Source organism: Streptomyces longisporoflavus, from assembly GCF_014649775.1.
GTDB classification, from domain to species: Bacteria; Actinomycetota; Actinomycetes; order Streptomycetales; family Streptomycetaceae; genus Streptomyces; species Streptomyces longisporoflavus.
Genome location: NZ_BMTR01000027.1, coordinates 68,058 through 82,622 on the forward strand (window position 1 = coordinate 68,058; position 14,565 = coordinate 82,622).

A 14,565-nucleotide genomic window follows, 5' to 3' on the forward strand; every position below is an offset into this window, starting at 1 on the left:
TCAGATCCCCACCGTGTAGCCGTTGGACCAGACCTGCATCTGCTGCAAGATGCTGTCCCAGACGCCGGTGACAAGCAGCAGTCCGGTCGCGATCATCATGATGCCGCCGATGCGCATCACCCAGACGTAATGCTTCTTGACCCAGCTGAACGCGCCGAGCGCCTTGCGGAAGGCGATCGCCGCGAGGATGAACGGGACGCCGAGCCCCAGGCAGTACGCGACGCTCAGTATGGCCCCGCGGCCCGCGTTCGCCTGATCGAGGGCCAGCGCGTTGACGGACGTGAGTGTCGGCCCGACGCAGGGCGCCCAGCCGACGGCGAAGAGCGCGCCCAGTATCGGGGCGCCCGCGAGGCCGGCGGCTGGCTTCTTGTGGAAGCGGAACTCCCGCTGGGACAGCCACGGCATGAGCCCCATGAAGAAGACGCCGAGGACGATCATCAGCGCGCCGAGGACCTTGGTGATGACGCCCTGGTAGTCCTGGAGGTTCTGTCCCGCGTAGCCGAAGAGGGCCCCGGTGGAGACGAAGACGGCGGTGAAGCCGAGCACGAAGAGCCCGGCCCCGGCGGCCATCCGCCCCCGCTTGGCCTCGGCGAGGTCCGTGCCGCCGACCCCGGTGACGTAGGACAGATAGCCCGGCACGAGCGGCAGCACGCACGGCGAGAAGAAGGAGACGAGGCCGCCGAGCAGTGCGACGGGGAGCGCGAGGAGGAGCGCTCCGTTCATGACGGTCTGGTTCGCTTCGCCGGCGGCGGCGAGAGTGGACATCACGGGGAAATCACTTCTCCGCGATCAGCGGGTCGATCATCTTGCGCAGGTTCTTCTCGTTGAGCGCCTGCTGCGAGCGGGCCGCGATCTTGCCGTCCCGGTCCAGGATGATCGTGGAGGGGATGAACTTCGGGTTCATCGTGCCCTTGGGGAAGCGCAGCATCAGCTTGCCCATCGGGTCGTGCAGGCTCGGGTAGTGGATTCCCCACTCCTTCTCGAACGCGAGCGCCGGGTCCTTCTGCGGGTCGCGCGTGTTGATCCCGACGAACTGCACGTCCTTGTCCGCGAGGTCCTTCGAGACCTTCGCGAAGTTGGGCGCCTCGGCCCGGCAGGGCGAACACCAGGAGCCCCAGACGTTCAGGACGACGATCTTGCCCTTGTAGTCGTCGACGTCGAGGTGCTTGCCCGTGAGGGTCTCCCCGTCGAGCTTCGGCCCGTCCTGCCGCTCGCCCTTGTCGGCGGTGGCGATGCCGTCGGAGCCGGTGACGAAGTTGGTGTTCCCCGAGCCGCCGGACGTGCCGCCCGAGCTGCACGCCGACAGGGTCAGCGCGGCGACCGCGGCCCCAACGCCCAGCAGGGCGGTGCGGCTGCGGCTACGGCTGCGGTTCGTGCTGCGGGGGGCGCGGCAGGCGGCACTCATGTGAAAAGTTTCGCATGTCTGTTTCGGGGATCTTCCGCACCCCCCGGGGTTACGGAAAGTCCCATTTCAGACGCCCTTCCCGAGTCCCTTCCAGCCACCCGCGGGCGCCTGGCCGACTTCGAGGCCCTGCAGCTCGGCGAGAACCTTCGGGTCCTGGACGTCGAGCCAGTCGACGAACTGCCGGAAGGAGACGAGACGCACGTCCTTCTTCCCCGCGATGTGCTTCAGGGCCGCCTCGACGGCGTCCATGTAGATGCCGCCGTTCCACTCCTCGAAGTGGTTGCCGATGAAGAAGGGCGCGCGGTTGGACTCGTAGGCCCGCTTGAATCCGGCTATGTAGGACTCGGTGGCCTGCTTGCGCCATGCCGGGTAGTTGGCCGGCGGGGCCTTCGTGGAGTTCTGCGACTGGTTGGCCAGGATGTTGTAGTCCATGGAAAGGACCTCGAAGGTGTGGCCGGGGAACGGCATCGCCTGAAGCGGCAGATCCCAGACGCCCGTCTTCTTCCGGGGCCAGCGCTGGAGGCCGCCGGACGAGGAGGCGTCGTAACGCCAGCCGAGCTTCTTCGCCGTCGGCAGCAGGTTGTCCTGGCCGAGGAGGCAGGGGGTTCGGCCGCCGACGAGTTCCTTGTCGTAGTCGAAGGGCAGCGACGGCAGATCGGTCCAGCCGGTATTCGTGCGCCATTCCTTCACGAACGACATGGCCTGGTCGATTTCGCTCTGCCATTGTGCGGGCGTCCAGTTGGCGACCGTGCCGCTGCCCGCGCAGAAGTGCCCGTTGAAGTGCGTGCCGATCTCATGGCCTTCGAGCCAGGCCTGGCGTACGTACTTCAGCGTCTCCTTTATGTGACCGTCGGTGAGGTAACCGATGTCGGATGCGCCGACCGCGTTGTTCGGCGGCTTGTACATCCGCTTCTTCGACTCGGGAAGGAGATAAAGCCCCGAGAGGAAGAACGTCATGCGCGCGTCGTGTTCCTCGGCCAGCTTCAGGAAACGCGGGAAGAGGCCGTTGCCGACCTCGCCGGCGCCGTCCCAGGAGAAGACCACGAACTGCGGGGGCGTCTCGCCCGGCTGGAGGGGGACGGGCTTGCCGGGCTGGTTCGGCTGCTTTCCCGTGTACGAGGTCGAGCCGTCGCCGATCGGCTTCGCCGGACGCTTTCCGCCGCCGCGGCCGTCCTTGGCCTTGTCCGCGGAACCGCCCGCCTGACTGCCGCCGCCCGTGCCGCAGCCCGCAAGTCCCACGGCGGCGGCGGTCCCGACGCCGAGCCCGATCATTCCCCTGCGACTGATGTCGCGCATTCCATCCCCATTCGTCGTGCCCTTCGTCCATGCACGATGGACGCCCCGTTAGAGGGCACGACGAACAAGGGGGTTCCGACAAGTAGGCACATATTGAGTGCCTTTTACCGAGAACGGACATACAGTCGCGAGCCGATTACCTGGCGTGGGCGCCCCGAAGGGGCGCGGGGAACTGCGCACCCGGCCACGACGACGCCGCAGACAATCGACGGCAATACCAGCGGAGCGCTTATGCGCCGTACGCCTTGGCCTTCCCCTTAGCCGGCTTCGCGCCCGCGAGGAGATGCGCGGGAACGAGATCCCGGGCCGGCTCGGTGTATCCCACCGAGACGATTTTGTCGCCGCGGTACGTGAAGGTCGTCAGGGAGGCGAGCGTGCACTGCCGCTTGCGCGGGTCGTGCCACAGACGCCGCTTCTCCACGAAGCTCCGCACGATCCAGATCGGCAGCTGATGGCTGACGCACACCGCCTCGTGCCCGCGGGCCGCGTCCTTCGCCGCGTCCAGGGCGCCCATCATCCGCACGACCTGCTCCACATACGGCTCGCCCCAGGACGGCTTGAAGGGGTTGACCAGGTGCTTCCAGTTCTCCGGCTTCTTCAGCGCGCCGTCGCCCACACCGAAGGTCTTGCCCTCGAAGACGTTGCCCGCCTCGATGAGCCGCGCGTCCGAGGCCAGCTCGAGGCCGTGCTCCTTGGCGATCGGCGTCGCCGTCTCCTGCGCACGGTCCAGGGGCGAGGCCACCACGTGCGTGATGTCCCGCGTCGCGAGGTGCTCGGCGACCCGGTCGGCCATCTGCCGCCCCAGCTCGGAGAGGTGGTAGTCGGGAAGACGCCCGTAGAGGATCCCCTCCGGGTTCTCCACCTCGCCGTGTCGCATCACATGGACGACGGTGAGCTCGCTGCCCGCACTCATGCGGTGGCCTCCGTGGTGGGTTCAGTGGCTTCGGCCGCCGCGCGCGCCGCCGCGGGCAGGGCCGCGGCGATCTTCTCGATCGCCTGCTCGTCATGGGCGGTGGAGACGAACCAGGACTCGAAGGCCGACGGCGGGAGATACACGCCCTGCGACAGCATCGAGTGGAAGAACGCGGTGAAGCGGAAGGACTCCTGGGTCTTCGCGTCGTCGTAGTTCCGCACCTCGCGCTCGGTGAAGAAGACGGAGAACATGTTCGACGCGTTCTGCAGCCGGTGCGCGACACCCTCCTTGGAGAGCGCGTCGCTCACCAGGGCGCGCAGCTGCCCGGAGACGATGTCGACCTTGTCGTACGCCTCGTCGTCGAGCAGCCGCAGCTGCGCGAGGCCCGCGGCCGTCGCCACCGGGTTACCCGACAGGGTGCCCGCCTGGTAGACGGGACCGACCGGGGCGAGGTGCTCCATGACGTCGGCGCGGCCACCGAAAGCGGCGGCCGGGAAGCCGCCGCCCATGACCTTGCCGAAGGTCATCAGGTCGGGCCGCACGCCGTCGACGCCGAACCAGCCCGCCTTCGACGTACGGAAGCCGGTCATCACCTCGTCCGAGATGAAGAGCGCGCCGTTCTCCCTGCACAGGTCGGCCAGGCCCTGGTTGAAGCCCTCGCGCGGCGGCACGACGCCCATGTTGCCCGGCGACGCCTCGGTGATGACGCAGGCGATCTCACCGGCGTTCGCGGCGAACGCGGCACGCACGGCCTCGATGTCGTTGTACGGAACGACGATCGTGTCGCCCGCCTGGGCGCCGGTGACACCGGGGGTGTCCGGAAGCCCGAACGTGGCGAGACCGGAGCCGGCCGCGGCGAGCAGCGCGTCGACGTGACCGTGGTAACACCCGGCGAACTTGATGATCTTGGCGCGGCCGGTGAAGCCGCGCGCGAGACGGATCGCCGACATCGTCGCCTCGGTGCCGCTGGACACGAGCCGCACCTGCTCGACGGGCTCGATGCGCGCGACGATCTCCTCGGCGAGCGCGACCTCGCCCTCGCCGGGCGTTCCGAAGGACGTGCCACGGGCGACGGCCTCCTGAACTGCGGCGATGACATCAGGGTGGGAGTGGCCGAGGATCATCGGCCCCCACGAGCAGACGAGGTCGACGTACTCACGGCCGTCGGCGTCCGTCAGGTACGGACCGGTACCGGACACCATGAAACGGGGCGTACCACCCACAGCGCGGAAAGCGCGCACGGGAGAGTTCACACCGCCGGGCGTCACGGCCGCCGCACGGTCGAAGAGAGTCTGCGAAACTGGGGCGCTATACGGGAAGCTCACATGAACCATGGTGTCAGAGGCTTCGGACATCCTGCGGACAGGTGTTTCACTCGACGTTTTAGCCGGTGACCGTGGGGGAGGTCACTGACACGATGATCGGGTTGCGCGGCGGGGGCCGCGAGGCCTAGAAAAGCAGGGGCGGGCGCCCTGGAAAAGCAGTCGGGTGGAGATATGCATCGCGGTGGCGGACTGGGCGAGGGGACCGACGGCCTGGGTCCCCGGCGTGCCCGGCGGATCGGCAAGCACCGACGCGAGGCGGAAGCGGCCGAGGCGGAGGCCTTGGCACGGGGCGAGACGGAGCAGGACCGGGCGGCAACCAGGAGTGGCCGGGTGGGTGGGGTGACCTACAAGTACTTCGGAGCTCCGGACGGCGCGACCGCCGCCCGCGTGCCCATCTCGATGCGTCCCGAGGAGCTCGGCGGCGACGAGCTCGGCATGGGGGGCATGTTCACGAAGATCAAGCCGGAGACGGTGGCCGCGATGGTCCTGACCGGCATCGAGGGCATACCCCTGCACAAGGTGCCCCCACTCGAACTGGTCGTGCTCCACCCTGACTACGCCGTGGTGAAGCTCCCCATGACGGTCGTCGATCCGCTGCGCGGCGTCGGCGAGGAGTCGGTGGGCGCGGCGGCCTTCATCTGGTCCACGGTCCCCGACCGCGGCGGTCCGCGCGACGCGTTCAACGTCTATCAACTGCTGCACGAATGGCAGGACTTCAGCCACCGGCTGCATGACGCGGGGCATCAGGCCTACTGCCTGGTGTGGCCCTGACCCGAGCCCCGCGTCCGCCGCTCCGCTCTGGCTTACTCCGGCCGCAGTGCCGCCAGTTGCTGCTCGAAGGGGATCAATTCCTCCTCCCGGACCGGCGCATGCCGCATGTTTCCGGCCAGCTCGGCCAGTTCGGTTGCGGCCCGCTCGATGCGCTCGTCCAGGCCGTCCGCGCCCCAGTCCTCGGACGCCGCGTACACGGCCGTCGGTACGACAAGGGCCCGCAGATAGGCGAAGAGCGGTCGCATCGCGTGCTCAAGGACCAGCGAATGCCGCGGGGTGCCGCCGGTCGCCGCGATCAGCACCGGCGTACCGGCGATCGCGTCCTTGTCCAGGACGGTCAGCACGTCGAAGAACGACTTGAACAGACCGCTGTACGAGGCGGAGAAGACCGGCGTGACGACGATCAGGCCGTCCGCGCCCTTCACCGCGTCCGCCGCCGCGCTCAGCTCCGGCCCCGGGAACCCGGTGACGAAGTTGTGCGCGATCTCCACGGCCAGGTCGCGGAGTTCGACGGTCTCGATCTCCACGTCGGTACGGCGTCCGGTGGCCGCCGCGAGACGGTCGGCCAGGAGGCGGGTGGAGGACGGGACGCTGAGCCCCGCGGAGACTACGACGAGCTTCATGCGTCGACTCCCTTCCGGTTCTGGGCGGATGCCACGCGCGCGGCGTGGGTCGGCGCGTCCGGGACGGTGGCCGGGCGGTTCTTGGCGAACTCCTCGCGCAGGACCGGGACGACCTCCTCGCCGAGGATGTCCAGCTGCTCCAGGACGGTCTTGAGGGGCAGGCCCGCGTGGTCCATCAGGAACAGCTGGCGCTGGTAGTCGCCGACGGTGTCGCGGAAGGACAGCGTCCGGTCGATCACCTGCTGCGGGGAGCCGACGGTCAGCGGCGTCTGGGACGTGAACTCCTCAAGGGAAGGACCGTGTCCGTAGACGGGCGCGTTGTCGAAGTACGGCCGGAACTCCTTCACCGCGTCCTGCGAGTTCTTCCGCATGAAGACCTGACCGCCGAGCCCGACGATCGCCTGCTCCTCGGTGCCGTGCCCGTAGTGCGCGAACCGGCGGCGGTAGAGGTCGACCATCTTCTTGGTGTGCTCCTGCGGCCAGAAGATGTTGTTGTGGAAGAACCCGTCTCCGTAGTACGCGGCCTGCTCGGCGATCTCCGGGGAGCGGATGGAGCCGTGCCAGACGAAGGGCGCGACGCCGTCAAGGGGGCGGGGCGTCGAGGTGAACGACTGGAGGGGCGTACGGAACTTGCCCTCCCAGGTCACGACGTCCTCGCGCCACAGCCTGTGCAGGAGCGCGTAGTTCTCGACGGCGAGGTTGATGCCCTGGCGGATGTCCTTGCCGAACCACGGGTACACCGGCCCCGTGTTGCCGCGGCCCATCATCACGTCGGCCCGGCCGCCGGCCAGGTGCTGGAGCATCGCGAAGTCCTCGGCGATCTTCACCGGGTCGTTCGTGGTGATGAGGGTCGTGGACGTGGAGAGGATCAGGTTCTCGGTGCGGGCGGCGATGTAGCCGAGCATCGTGGTGGGCGAGGAGGGGACGAACGGCGGGTTGTGGTGCTCGCCGGTCGCGAAGACGTCGAGCCCGACCTCCTCGGCCTTCAGCGCGATGGCCACCATGGCCTTGATGCGCTCGTGCTCGGTGGGGGTGCGGCCCGTGGTGGGGTCCGGCGTCACGTCGCCGACGCTGAAGATCCCGAACTGCATGCCGGATCCGGACTGCATGGCTGACTCACTCTCCGCAGGTTGTTGACGCTTCAACTATACCTGCGGAACGGTGGTGGGTCGGGGGGTATTCCCGGGCAGGGGTGCGGGCCTGCGGGCGGGCAGCCCGGCGGACCGGCAACCCAGCGAGCCAGCAGCCCGGCAACCCGGCAGCCCGGCGGGCTGGTCCGCAGCGATCGGGAGGTGCCGGCTGAGGCCGTTCCGGCTGACGGGCCGGGGGACCTACGGGGTCCAGCGAGGGTCGCGGCCCGTCTCCGCAAGGAGTCGTTCCAGCTCGGACGCGCCCTCGGGTACGGCGACCGGCTCCCCGAAGACGCCCATCTTCCGGGCCGTCGGACCCAGGCCCGCGACCGCTTCCCGCAGCGCGGGGACGACGCCGCTGCTCTCGGGCGCGGCCTCGTACTCCTGCCCCGTGGCGCGCGCCAGATCCCAGGCGTGCACGGTCAGGTCGAGCAGCGCCATGCAGCCCACGGTCCGGGCGGGCATGTCCATCGCGCCCGTGGTGCCCTCGTCGGCGCCGGGCGCGGACCAGGCGGCGACCAGCTTGCCTGCCTCTTCGGCGAAACGGTCGCGCCAGTCGGGCCCCTCGGCGACGGCATCCGGGGTCTCGCCGCCGAAGTCGGAGTTCTGCTTGGCGGCGAGCGCCTGGAACTGGACGGTCACCTGGAAGAGGTGGTTGACCAGCGCCTTTACGTCGTACTCGGCACACGGCGTGGGGTCGGTGAGGCTGCCGTCCGGAATGGCGCGGACCACCGGGACGGCGTGGGTCGTGGCCGCCTTCAGAAGGTCGGCAATGCTGTTCTCGCTCATGCCACGACGGTATGGCGGTGGCCGCCCCCGCGGCTTGAAGAAACGCGACACGTACGAGCCCCCCGGCGTCCCGGTACCCCGGCATACGATCCAGGCATGGCCGACGCCGACGCCCTCCCCTCCGGCCCGCGCGGCGACACCAAGGGCATCGTCGACGCAGCCGGGCTCCTCGCCCGCGCACGATTCCGCCGGCATCCGGCCGCGCCCGCCCTGCGCCCCTACGTGGAGCAGTACTGGCTGATCGACTGGGACCTGTCGGAGCCGTACGCCTCGCACGTCGTCCCGCATCCGTCCGTGAACGTCGTCTTCCAGAGCCTCCCCGGCCAGGAGCCCTTCGCCGAGGTGGCGGGGATCGGGCTCGACCTCTTCACCCAGAAACTGGAGGGGCGGGGCCGGGTGTGCGGGGTGAAGTTCCGGCCCGGCGGCTTCCGGCCGTTCGCGCCCGCGCGGCCGGTGTCCGCCTGGACGGGCCGGCGGTTGCTGCCCCTGGAAGAAGTGTTCGCCGAGGTACCCGAAGGCGCCCTCGACGCGGTGCTCTCGCCCGACGGGGAGCACGCGCGCGTGGCGGCACTCGACGCCTTCCTCCTCGCCGTCGGCCCCGCGCCCGACCCCCGTGCGGACCTCGCCATGTCCCTCGCCGAACGTATCCGCACGGACAGCGGCATCCGCCGGGTCGGCGAGTTCGCCCGCGCGGAGGGCATGTCCGTACGGACGCTCCAGCGGCTGTTCTCGGCGTACGTGGGGGTCGGCCCGAAGTGGATGATCCTGCGCCACCGGATCCACGAGGCGCTGGAGCGTGCCGAGACGGGCCGCGATGTGGACTGGGCGGACGTGGCCGGCACGCTCGGCTACGCCGACCAGGCCCACCTGATCAGGGACTTCACGGCGACGGTGGGCGTACCGCCGACGGCGTACGCCCCGCACTGATGCCGGGGGCGGGTTTCACGTCATCAGCGCAAGTCGACGCTCCAGTCGTTGCACCGCATCCAGTGCCCCTTCGGGTACTCGAAGTCGTGCTCGCCCCCCGGTGTGAACCCGGCCTTGCGGCACACCCCGTTCGAGGCCGCGTGGTCAGCGGAGGGGAAGGCGTACAGCCGCCGGTGCCGGCCGGCGGCCCTGGCCTCCTCGACGATCAGCCGGGCGGCCCCCGCCGCGATGCCCCGCCCCTGGAAAGCGGGCAGCACGCTCCACCCCGTCTCCCAGATGAACGCCCCCTGCCAGGACGTCTCCCAGTACCCGATGGACCCGACAGCGGCGTCGCCGTCCACCTCGATCCGGAACATTTGCCCCCGGTCCTCGAGGGTCAGATAGCGGCGGTGCCGGGACACCAGCTGCTCAGGCGTCTCGGGCCCGCCCAAGTGGGCGGTCATCTCGGCGGAATTGCAGGCGACCAGAAGATCGAAGTCCCCCTCCGCCCAGGGAACCAACCTCGGACCGGCCAACGGCGATCTCTCCATGGCGGCCACGGTACGGCGAGGCACTGACATTGACCCTCCCGATACACACCACGACGCGTGCCACGATCACCCCATGCTGATCGCCCGCTCCGCCGCCCTCTTCGTCCTCGCCGCGCTGTTCGAGATCGGCGGCGCCTGGCTCGTCTGGCAAGGCGTGCGCGAACACAAGGGGTGGGCGTGGATCGGCGCGGGGGTCATCGCGCTCGGCGTGTACGGCTTCGTGGCCACGCTCCAGCCCGACGCCGAGTTCGGCCGCATCCTGGCCGCGTACGGCGGGGTCTTCGTGGCGGGATCGATCGCCTGGGGCATGGTCGCCGACGGCTACCGGCCCGACCGCTGGGACGTGACCGGGGCGCTGATCTGCCTGGCGGGCATGGCGGTGATCATGTACGCGCCGCGGGGGCGCTAGCCCGGCGTCCTATCCTGGCGGAACAGGCCAGGAACACACGTACGCATCAGGACGCACAAGGAGCAGCCATGACCGCCGCCGCGAACGCCGCGCCCGCCGCCACCCGCATCGCGATCGTCACCGGCGCGAGCAGCGGCATCGGTGCCGCCACCGCGCGCGGCCTCGCGGCAGCCGGCTACCGCGTCGTCCTCACCGCTCGCCGCAAGGACCGCATCGAGGCCCTCGCCGCCGAGATCACGGCCGCGGGCCACGACGCCATGGCGTACGCCCTCGACATCACCGACCGCGCGGCCGTGGACGAGTTCGCCACCGCATTCCGCAAGGTCGCCGTCCTGGTCAACAACGCGGGCGGCGCGCTCGGCGCCGACCCCGTCGCCACCGGCGACCCCGCCGACTGGCGCCAGATGTACGAGACGAACGTCATCGGCACCCTGAACGTCACCCAGGCCCTGCTCCCGGCACTGACCGCGAGCGGCGACGGCACGGTCGTGGTCCTCTCCTCCACCGCCGGGCACGGCACGTACGAGGGCGGCGGCGGTTACGTGGCCGCCAAGCACGCCGAGCACGTCCTCGCCGAGACCCTGCGCCTGGAGATCGTCGGCACCCCGGTCCGCGTCATCGAGGTCGCCCCCGGCATGGTCAAGACGGAGGAGTTCGCCACAACCCGCTTCGGCGGCGACACGGAGAAGGCCGCGAAGGTGTACGCGGGCGTGGCGGCCCCCCTCACGGCGGACGACGTCGCGGACACGATCACCTGGGCGGTAACCCGCCCGCCGCACGTGAACATCGACCTCCTGGTGGTCCGCCCCCGCGCCCAGGCGTCGAACACGAAGGTGCACCGGGAGCTGTAGCCCCTCGGGCCGACCCGATGCGGCGACGGGAGAACGCGGTGTGGGGCCCGGACCGCTGACGGTCCGGGCCCCGCCTACGGTTCAGCCCTTCACACAGATGACCTGCTTGAGCTTGGCCACGACCTGGACCAAGTCGCTCTGCTGGTCGATGACCTGCTCGATCGGCTTGTACGCCCCCGGGATCTCGTCCACGACACCCGAGTCCTTGCGGCACTCGACGCCCCGCGTCTGCTCCTCCAGGTCCCGCGTCGAGAAGCGCTTCTTCGCGGCGTTACGGCTCATCTTCCGGCCCGCGCCGTGCGAGGCCGAGTTGAAGGACGCTTCGTTCCCGAGGCCCTTCACGATGTACGAACCCGTGCCCATCGAGCCGGGGATGATCCCGAAATCGCCGCTGCCGGCCCGGATCGCGCCCTTCCGCGTGACAAGGAGGTCCATCCCGTCGTACCGCTCTTCGCTGACGTAGTTGTGGTGGCAGGAGATCACCGGCTCGAAGGCCACCTTCGCCTTCTTGAACTCCTTGCGGACCACGTCCTGGAAGAGCCCCATCATGATCGAGCGGTTGTACTTCGCGTACTCCTGCGCCCAGAAGAGGTCGTTCCGGTACGCCGCCATCTGCGGGGTGTCCGCGATGAAGACCGCGAGGTCGCGGTCGACGAGGCCCTGGTTGTGCGGCAGCTTCTGGGCCACCCCGATGTGGTGGTCGGCCAGCTCCTTGCCGATGTTCCGCGAGCCGGAGTGCAGCATCAGCCAGACCGAACCCGACTCGTCCAGACAGAACTCGATGAAGTGGTTGCCACTGCCGAGCGTCCCCATCTGCTTTATAGCCCGCTCCTGACGGAACTTGACCGCATCGGCGACCCCGTCGAACCGCGACCAGAAGTCCTCCCACCCGCCGGTGGCGAACCCGTGCAGCCGCCCCGGATCCACGGCGTCGTCATGCATCCCCCGCCCCACCGGAATCGCCTGCTCGATCTTCGACCGCAGCCGCGACAGGTCGCCCGGCAGGTCATTGGCCGTCAGGGACGTCTTCACCGCCGACATTCCGCAGCCGATGTCGACCCCGACCGCCGCCGGGCACACCGCCCCCTGCATGGCGATCACCGAGCCGACCGTCGCGCCCTTGCCGTAGTGGACGTCCGGCATGACGGCCAGGCCCTTGATCCAGGGCAGGGTCGCCACGTTCCGGAGCTGCTGGAGTGCGACGTCCTCGACCGAGGCCGGGTCCGTCCACATCCGGATCGGTACCTTGGCCCCCGGAACCTCCACGTACGACATGGCGTCCTCATTCCCCCGTGCTGTCTGTGACGCCTGTAGGTGAACAGACGTGCTCAAAGTGTCTTAGCGCAAATACCGGTGCCAAGGTCCACGAAAGGGATGACGGACCGGCGTCCACGGCATTGCGTGCGATACACATTGTGTCCACCGGTCGCCCGTCAGCGGCAACCGAATAACCCCGCGAGAAGGAGCCCACACGGTGCAGCGGAAGGCCTACGTACCGGGCGTCGCAGCCCTCATCGCGGCGCTGCTCGCCGGCTGCACGGGCGGGGGCGCCCTCGGCGGCGAGGCGGACGACTCGAAGCCCGGCGAGACCGGCACCACGACCGCGGCCGCCGAGCCCGGCAAGTACCGCACGCTCCGTGAGCCCTGCAGCCAGGTCGAGACCGGCACGCTCGACTCGATGCTGCCCGGCCTGAGGGAGATGACGGACGAGGAGCAGCGGGAGAAGGCGTACGAGGGCGTGCCGACCGTCACGTACGACACCGACCGGCGTGTGGGATGCCGCTGGAAGGTGGAGTCCTCGGACGCCACCCACCATCTGCTCGTCGACTTCGAGCGCGTCGTCTCGTACGACACGGCCGTGAGCGACGACACCCGTGCGACGGAGGTCTACTCGTCGAAGGTGCAAAAAGCTCACCTGCCCGAGCCCTCGGCCACCGTGCCGGTCGACGACGAGCAGGAGGAGGGTTCGGACACCGCCGAGCCGTCCGAGGACGCCGCATCGGGCGCGGACAAGTCCGGCAAGGGTGACGAGAAGGACAGCGGCAAGGGTGCGGGTGACGCGGACGACAGCGCCTCCGGCGGTGCGCCGACCGGGGCCGCCACACCGCCCGGCCTCGAACCCCGCGCCCTGGAGGATCTGGGCGACGAGGCCTTCCTGGACGACGCGCTGACCACGGCAGCGTCGGCGACCCGACACCGCACCGTGACTGTGGTCTTCCGCACGTCGAACGTCATCGTGACCATCGAGTACGACGAGCAGCCGGGGCGGCGCACCGATATCCCCGACAGCAAGGAAATGCAGGACAAGGCGCAGGAACTGGCCGGAACGCTTGCCGACAAGTTCAGCGAATAGCGACGGTTCGGACGGGTGACCGTCTCCGTGGAAGCGGAGCCGCCCGCGTCGGGCACGGCGTACCGTGGCCCATCGAACCGACGACAGCCGTCTTGAGTGACTTGAGTGAAGGAACCATGCGCCGACCAGCACAGCGACTCACCCGCATACTCACCTGCGCAGCCGCCGTACCGGTGATCCTCATTGCCTCCGGCTGCTCCTCCGACTCCGGCGACTCGGGCTCGGACGGGGCCAAGAAGGACTCGGGCCCGAAGGCCTCCGCGTCGGCCTCGGGCAAGGACAAGCCCGCGGCCGTGGAGAAGGCGGCGTTCGACAAGCTGCCCGAGCCCTGCGACGTCCTGTCGAAGAAGACGCTCGACGATCTCGTCCCGAAGGCGAAGGACAAGTCGGGCAAGGCGGGCACGTCCGACGACACCTCGGCGCGCGGCACCTGCTCCTGGGACAGCCTGGAGAACAACGGCGTCGACGGCTCGCAGTTCCGCTGGCTCCGCGTCTCGCTGCTGCGCTTCGACTCGGACGCGTCGCTGGGCAGCGGTGCCGAGCGCGCGCAGAACAGCTTCGCCAAGCAGGTCGCGGACGCGCAGGCGACGGAGGGCGCGAAGAGCGTCAAGACGGAGCCGGTGCCCGGGCTCGGCGACCAGACGACGGTCGTGCACTACGACCTGAAGAAGGACAAGGAAAGCTTCAAGCAGCAGACGGTCGTGACGCGCGTGGAGAACGCCGTCGTCACGATCGACTACAACGGCGCGGGCCTGGCGGGCGACAAGGCGCCGAGCTCGAAGGAGCTGTCCAAGGACGCCGAGAAGGCCGCGAAGGAGGCCGCGGAGGCGGTCGTCTCCGCGAACAAGGCGGGCGGCGGGGCGAGCGACGGTTCCGGCAGCGCCTCGAAGGACTCCGACGGCGACAAGTCCGGCTCGAAGGACTCGAACGACTCCAAGGACCCCAAGTCCAGCAGCAAGCCCAAGAGCTGACGCAGAACGCCGACAGCCGGCGCCAACTGCCGACAACTGGCTTGTAGACAGCGGAAGTTGTGGAGCCCGGCCCCCCGGTGGGCCGGGCTCCTGCCGTACCGGCACACCGTCTTCCGCATGCGTGTGCCAGGCTGTCGCTCGCAACAAACCGAACAGGGAGGGGTTCGCGGGTGGCCGCGATGCAGCTGACACGCACGCACCGGATACTCATCGGCGTGGTCGTCGCCGGTGCGGTCGTCATCGCCGGTATCGGGTTCGCGGGGTCGTACGCG

General features: G+C 69.4%; 16 protein-coding genes. 6 read left to right on the plus strand and 10 right to left on the minus strand.

Going from position 1 to position 14,565, the window contains the following annotated elements; translation table 11 throughout:
* The 5 genes from IE226_RS36155 to hemL form a co-directional block, all read right to left on the minus strand.
* Nucleotides 1-765, minus strand: coding sequence for a cytochrome c biogenesis CcdA family protein (locus IE226_RS36155; protein ID WP_190085738.1), 765 nt, complete (start codon nucleotides 763-765; stop codon nucleotides 1-3).
* A 10-nt stretch (nucleotides 766-775) separates the two neighbouring features.
* The gene (locus IE226_RS36160; RefSeq protein WP_190085720.1) at nucleotides 776-1,405 is read right to left on the minus strand and encodes a TlpA family protein disulfide reductase; all 630 of its coding nucleotides are present in this window, start codon (nucleotides 1,403-1,405) and stop codon (nucleotides 776-778) included.
* Nucleotides 1,406-1,471: 66 nt separating this feature from the next.
* Nucleotides 1,472-2,701 (minus strand): polysaccharide deacetylase family protein, encoded by a 1,230-nt coding sequence (locus IE226_RS36165; protein ID WP_190085721.1) that lies wholly within the window; start codon nucleotides 2,699-2,701, stop codon nucleotides 1,472-1,474.
* A gap of 229 nt (nucleotides 2,702-2,930) precedes the next feature.
* Nucleotides 2,931-3,614, minus strand: a complete 684-nt coding sequence (locus IE226_RS36170; RefSeq protein ID WP_190085722.1) for a histidine phosphatase family protein — start codon at nucleotides 3,612-3,614, stop codon at nucleotides 2,931-2,933.
* The gene (gene hemL, locus IE226_RS36175; protein ID WP_190085739.1) at nucleotides 3,611-4,948 is read right to left on the minus strand and encodes a glutamate-1-semialdehyde 2,1-aminomutase; all 1,338 of its coding nucleotides are present in this window, start codon (nucleotides 4,946-4,948) and stop codon (nucleotides 3,611-3,613) included. Before hemL ends, IE226_RS36170 begins: the two co-directional genes overlap by 4 nt.
* Before the next feature lie 162 nt (nucleotides 4,949-5,110).
* Here hemL and IE226_RS36180 point away from each other — a divergent pair, with 162 nt between their 5' ends.
* On the plus strand, nucleotides 5,111-5,710 hold the full coding sequence (locus tag IE226_RS36180; RefSeq protein ID WP_190085723.1) for a hypothetical protein: 600 nt from the start codon (nucleotides 5,111-5,113) through the stop codon (nucleotides 5,708-5,710).
* A 32-nt stretch (nucleotides 5,711-5,742) separates the two neighbouring features.
* On the opposite strand, the gene IE226_RS36185 is transcribed toward IE226_RS36180, so the two are convergent.
* The 3 genes from IE226_RS36185 to IE226_RS36195 all read right to left on the minus strand — a co-directional run bounded on the left by IE226_RS36185 (nucleotide 5,743) and on the right by IE226_RS36195 (nucleotide 8,252).
* Nucleotides 5,743-6,333 carry an FMN reductase gene (locus IE226_RS36185; RefSeq protein ID WP_190085724.1) on the minus strand — a complete coding sequence of 197 codons (591 nt, stop codon included), beginning with the start codon at nucleotides 6,331-6,333 and terminating at the stop codon, nucleotides 5,743-5,745.
* Nucleotides 6,330-7,424, minus strand: coding sequence for an LLM class flavin-dependent oxidoreductase (locus tag IE226_RS36190; RefSeq protein WP_190085740.1), 1,095 nt, complete (start codon nucleotides 7,422-7,424; stop codon nucleotides 6,330-6,332). Before IE226_RS36190 ends, IE226_RS36185 begins: the two co-directional genes overlap by 4 nt.
* A 240-nt stretch (nucleotides 7,425-7,664) precedes the next feature.
* Complete coding sequence (locus tag IE226_RS36195; protein WP_190085725.1) at nucleotides 7,665-8,252, minus strand: TIGR03086 family metal-binding protein; 588 nt, start codon at nucleotides 8,250-8,252, stop codon at nucleotides 7,665-7,667.
* A gap of 96 nt (nucleotides 8,253-8,348) precedes the next feature.
* On the opposite strand from IE226_RS36195, the gene IE226_RS36200 reads away from it, so the two are divergent.
* Entirely contained in the window at nucleotides 8,349-9,179 is an 831-nt protein-coding gene (locus IE226_RS36200) for a helix-turn-helix domain-containing protein (RefSeq protein ID WP_190085726.1), read from the plus strand.
* A 23-nt stretch (nucleotides 9,180-9,202) separates the two neighbouring features.
* Here IE226_RS36200 and IE226_RS36205 read toward each other — a convergent pair whose 3' ends face one another.
* Nucleotides 9,203-9,709 carry a GNAT family N-acetyltransferase gene (locus IE226_RS36205; RefSeq protein WP_190085727.1) on the minus strand — a complete coding sequence of 169 codons (507 nt, stop codon included), beginning with the start codon at nucleotides 9,707-9,709 and terminating at the stop codon, nucleotides 9,203-9,205.
* A gap of 73 nt (nucleotides 9,710-9,782) precedes the next feature.
* On the opposite strand from IE226_RS36205, the gene IE226_RS36210 reads away from it, so the two are divergent.
* Together IE226_RS36210 and IE226_RS36215 are read left to right on the plus strand one after the other, a co-directional pair.
* On the plus strand, nucleotides 9,783-10,118 hold the full coding sequence (locus IE226_RS36210; protein WP_135335738.1) for a YnfA family protein: 336 nt from the start codon (nucleotides 9,783-9,785) through the stop codon (nucleotides 10,116-10,118).
* A 68-nt stretch (nucleotides 10,119-10,186) separates the two neighbouring features.
* On the plus strand, nucleotides 10,187-10,969 hold the full coding sequence (locus tag IE226_RS36215) for an SDR family NAD(P)-dependent oxidoreductase (protein ID WP_190085728.1): 783 nt from the start codon (nucleotides 10,187-10,189) through the stop codon (nucleotides 10,967-10,969).
* Nucleotides 10,970-11,050: 81 nt separating this feature from the next.
* On the opposite strand, the gene IE226_RS36220 is transcribed toward IE226_RS36215, so the two are convergent.
* Complete coding sequence (locus IE226_RS36220; RefSeq protein ID WP_190085729.1) at nucleotides 11,051-12,244, minus strand: RtcB family protein; 1,194 nt, start codon at nucleotides 12,242-12,244, stop codon at nucleotides 11,051-11,053.
* A 199-nt stretch (nucleotides 12,245-12,443) separates the two neighbouring features.
* Between IE226_RS36220 and IE226_RS36225 the strand changes: the two genes are divergently transcribed.
* Nucleotides 12,444-13,322, plus strand: coding sequence for a DUF3558 domain-containing protein (locus tag IE226_RS36225; RefSeq protein WP_190085730.1), 879 nt, complete (start codon nucleotides 12,444-12,446; stop codon nucleotides 13,320-13,322).
* A gap of 116 nt (nucleotides 13,323-13,438) precedes the next feature.
* Nucleotides 13,439-14,293 carry a DUF3558 domain-containing protein gene (locus tag IE226_RS36230; RefSeq protein WP_190085731.1) on the plus strand — a complete coding sequence of 285 codons (855 nt, stop codon included), beginning with the start codon at nucleotides 13,439-13,441 and terminating at the stop codon, nucleotides 14,291-14,293.
* The last annotated feature ends 272 nt before the right edge of the window (nucleotides 14,294-14,565 follow it).

Bases quoted from the DNA above. Each gene is read 5' to 3' on its own strand.
- IE226_RS36195 (WP_190085725.1), bottom strand. From the start codon at position 8,252: ATGAGCGAGAACAGCATTGCCGACCTTCTGAAGGCGGCCACGACCCAC.
- IE226_RS36170 (WP_190085722.1), bottom strand. From the start codon at position 3,614: ATGAGTGCGGGCAGCGAGCTCACCGTCGTCCATGTGATGCGACACGGC.
- IE226_RS36155 (WP_190085738.1), bottom strand. From the start codon at position 765: ATGTCCACTCTCGCCGCCGCCGGCGAAGCGAACCAGACCGTCATGAAC.
- IE226_RS36230 (WP_190085731.1), top strand. From the start codon at position 13,439: ATGCGCCGACCAGCACAGCGACTCACCCGCATACTCACCTGCGCAGCC.
- IE226_RS36160 (WP_190085720.1), bottom strand. From the start codon at position 1,405: ATGAGTGCCGCCTGCCGCGCCCCCCGCAGCACGAACCGCAGCCGTAGC.
- IE226_RS36210 (WP_135335738.1), top strand. From the start codon at position 9,783: ATGCTGATCGCCCGCTCCGCCGCCCTCTTCGTCCTCGCCGCGCTGTTC.
- IE226_RS36215 (WP_190085728.1), top strand. From the start codon at position 10,187: ATGACCGCCGCCGCGAACGCCGCGCCCGCCGCCACCCGCATCGCGATC.
- hemL (WP_190085739.1), bottom strand. From the start codon at position 4,948: ATGGTTCATGTGAGCTTCCCGTATAGCGCCCCAGTTTCGCAGACTCTC.
- IE226_RS36200 (WP_190085726.1), top strand. From the start codon at position 8,349: ATGGCCGACGCCGACGCCCTCCCCTCCGGCCCGCGCGGCGACACCAAG.
- IE226_RS36205 (WP_190085727.1), bottom strand. From the start codon at position 9,709: ATGGAGAGATCGCCGTTGGCCGGTCCGAGGTTGGTTCCCTGGGCGGAG.
- IE226_RS36180 (WP_190085723.1), top strand. From the start codon at position 5,111: ATGCATCGCGGTGGCGGACTGGGCGAGGGGACCGACGGCCTGGGTCCC.
- IE226_RS36185 (WP_190085724.1), bottom strand. From the start codon at position 6,333: ATGAAGCTCGTCGTAGTCTCCGCGGGGCTCAGCGTCCCGTCCTCCACC.
- IE226_RS36220 (WP_190085729.1), bottom strand. From the start codon at position 12,244: ATGTCGTACGTGGAGGTTCCGGGGGCCAAGGTACCGATCCGGATGTGG.
- IE226_RS36190 (WP_190085740.1), bottom strand. From the start codon at position 7,424: ATGCAGTTCGGGATCTTCAGCGTCGGCGACGTGACGCCGGACCCCACC.
- IE226_RS36165 (WP_190085721.1), bottom strand. From the start codon at position 2,701: ATGCGCGACATCAGTCGCAGGGGAATGATCGGGCTCGGCGTCGGGACC.